Below are 2,434 nucleotides of genomic sequence, written 5' to 3'. Positions count from 1 at the left end.
GAGCCGGGGGCGGCCGGGTCGGGGCGGGTTCGAGCGGACGGGTTCGAGCGGGGCGGGCGGCGCGGGCTGGTGGCTCGGCTCAGGAATCGCGCGGACAGCGGTGTGCGAGCCCGCGCTCGCCGGCGGTCCTTCCCTCCACAGGTGGGGTACCGGCTCCCTTGTCCCGATCCTGGTCACGGGCCCCGGCCCGATGTCGGTGGTCGCTGATTCAATACACGTATGAGAAGTTCGGGTGACGCGGTGCAGGTGGTCGAGGCGGTGCGCGCGGTCGAGACGGCGCAGACGCTCGACGCGGTGCGCGCGCTCGCCGGTCTCGCGGCGGGGCTCGCCCGCTCCTCGGCGCCGGTGCTGCTCGCGGGGGCTGTCGCCCTGCACACGGCGTACCGGGCGGCGCTGCTCGTGCCGGAGTCGTTCGCGCGGGGGAGCCGTCTCTCCCGGAGCGAGGCGGGAGACCTCGTGGAGCGCTCGATCCGAGCCGAGTTCGCGACGGCGCTCGGGATGTCGGAGCGCGTGGCGTCTCGGCGTCTCGAGCACGCTCGGCCCCTCATCGAGGACCTCCCGGCGACCCGCACCCTCCTGGCCGAGGCCCGGATCCTCTGGGAGGCCGGCGAGGTCGTCTGCGCCGCCGCCGCGACCCTCCCCGCTCCGTCGCGCGCGTCCTTCGACGAGCGGGCGGCCACCGCGGCGCTCTCGCAGACGCCCACCCAGCTCCGCCGGACCGTGGCGCGGTTGCGCGACGAGCTGCACGAGCAGCCGTTCACCGAGCGCCACGCCCGCGCCCGAGAGGATCGCAGCGTGTGGCTCGGAGCAGAGGCCGACGGCATGGCCACGCTCTGCGCCCTGCTGCCGGCCCCGGTCGCGGTCGGCGCCTACAACCGTCTCGACCGGATCGCCCGCTCGCTCCGCGACGGGGCGGACGCGGCGGGGATCGGGTTCGGTGCAGGTGCAGGTGCAGGTGCAGGTGCAGGTGCAGGTGCGAGTGCGAGTGCGAGTGGGAGTGCGAGTGCGAGTGCGACTGCGACTGCGACTGCGACTGCGACTGCACAGAGCGGTGCTGGTGCCCGTGGCGATGCTCCGGTGGCAGTCGGCGCACGGACGGACGCTGGTGCTGGTGCTGGTGCTGGTGCTGGTGCTGGTGCTGGTGCCGGTGCCGGGCTCGGCGCGGAGACGGGTGGCGGCGCCGGTGGAGACGCTGACATCTCCCTCGGCGACGGCCGGACGCTCGCGCAGCTGCGGGCCGACGCGCTCGTCGATCTGCTCATCGACGGCGACATCTCCGCAGACGGATCCTCGGGAGAAGGAGCGAGCGCCGTCCGTGCCTCGGGCTCCGGAATCCACGCCTCGGTCTCCGGAGTCCGCGCCGACGTGCGCCTCACCCTGGCCGCCAGCACCGCCGTCGGCCTCGACGACGCGCCGGCCGAACTCGACGGCTACGGTCTCGTCCCCGCCGACGTCGCCCGGGAGCTCGTCCGCACGGCGGCCACCTTCACGCGGGTGCTGACCGATCCGGACACGGGAGTGGTGACGTCGGTCGGCAGGACCCTCCGCGTCCCGCCCCCTCGGATGCGCCTCCAGCTGCAGCTGCGCGACCGGACCTGCCGGTTCCCCGGCTGCACCCGCTTGTCCTCGACGGCCGAGGCCGACCACACCCTCGAGTGGCGGAACGGAGGCGAGACCGCCCTCGGCAACCTGGCCTCGCTCTGCGTCGCGCACCACCACGTCCGCCACGGCGACCGCTGGACCTACACCCTCCATCCGGACGGCACCGTCGTCTGGACGACCCCCACCGGCCGACGGATCACCGACCGACCGCGGGCGCTGCCCGGGGCTCCGCTGCCGCCCACGCGACGACCGACGCCGCAGTCGGCGCAAGAACCGGAGCCGGAGCCGCAGCCGGAGCAGCAGCCGCACCCGCTGTCACCACGATCCTCGTCATCGCAGCTGAGGTCATCGCGACCGTCGTCACCTCGACCGTCGCCATCGGTGCTGTCGCCGACGCGGCCGCGGTTCGTGGACGCGCCTCCGCCGTTCTGATCCGCAGCCCGACATGCCGGGCGATTCGACACTCCGTCGGCCGCGAGGCGGTGAATCGCCGTGCCTGGACACGCCCAGGCGCCCTCGCGCTCTCTCACCTCCGGCGCCGCGAGGTCCGTCGGCACGTTGGCGCTTCGTCGAGCCTTGAGCTCCGAGCTCCGAGCCCCGAGCTCCGAGCTCCGAGCTCCGAGCCCCGTGTCCCGTGTCCCGGAGCTCCGAGCCTCGAACCCCGTGTCCCGTCGTGCTTCGGCGCTTCGGGGCGTCGGCCACCGCGTCCCGGTCCGCCCGCGTCCCGGTCCGCCCGCGTCCCGGTCCGCCCGCGTCCCGGTCCGCCCCTCGAGGGTGTGGTCGGCCTCGGCCGTCGAGGACAAGCGGGTGCAGCCGGGGAACCGGCAGGTCC

At 74.7% G+C, this 2,434-nt stretch carries 1 protein-coding gene; it reads left to right on the top strand.

Annotated elements, in window-relative coordinates; genetic code table 11:
- Positions 1-219: 219 nt before the first annotated feature.
- The gene (locus C5C54_RS17425; RefSeq protein WP_104288903.1) at positions 220-2,034 is read left to right on the top strand and encodes an HNH endonuclease signature motif containing protein; all 1,815 of its coding nucleotides are present in this window, start codon (positions 220-222) and stop codon (positions 2,032-2,034) included.
- The last annotated feature ends 400 nt before the right edge of the window (positions 2,035-2,434 follow it).

The organism is Rathayibacter sp. AY1F2, from assembly GCF_002930885.1.
Taxonomy (GTDB): domain Bacteria; phylum Actinomycetota; class Actinomycetes; order Actinomycetales; family Microbacteriaceae; genus Rathayibacter.
This window is presented reverse-complemented; position numbering and strand designations above follow the sequence as displayed.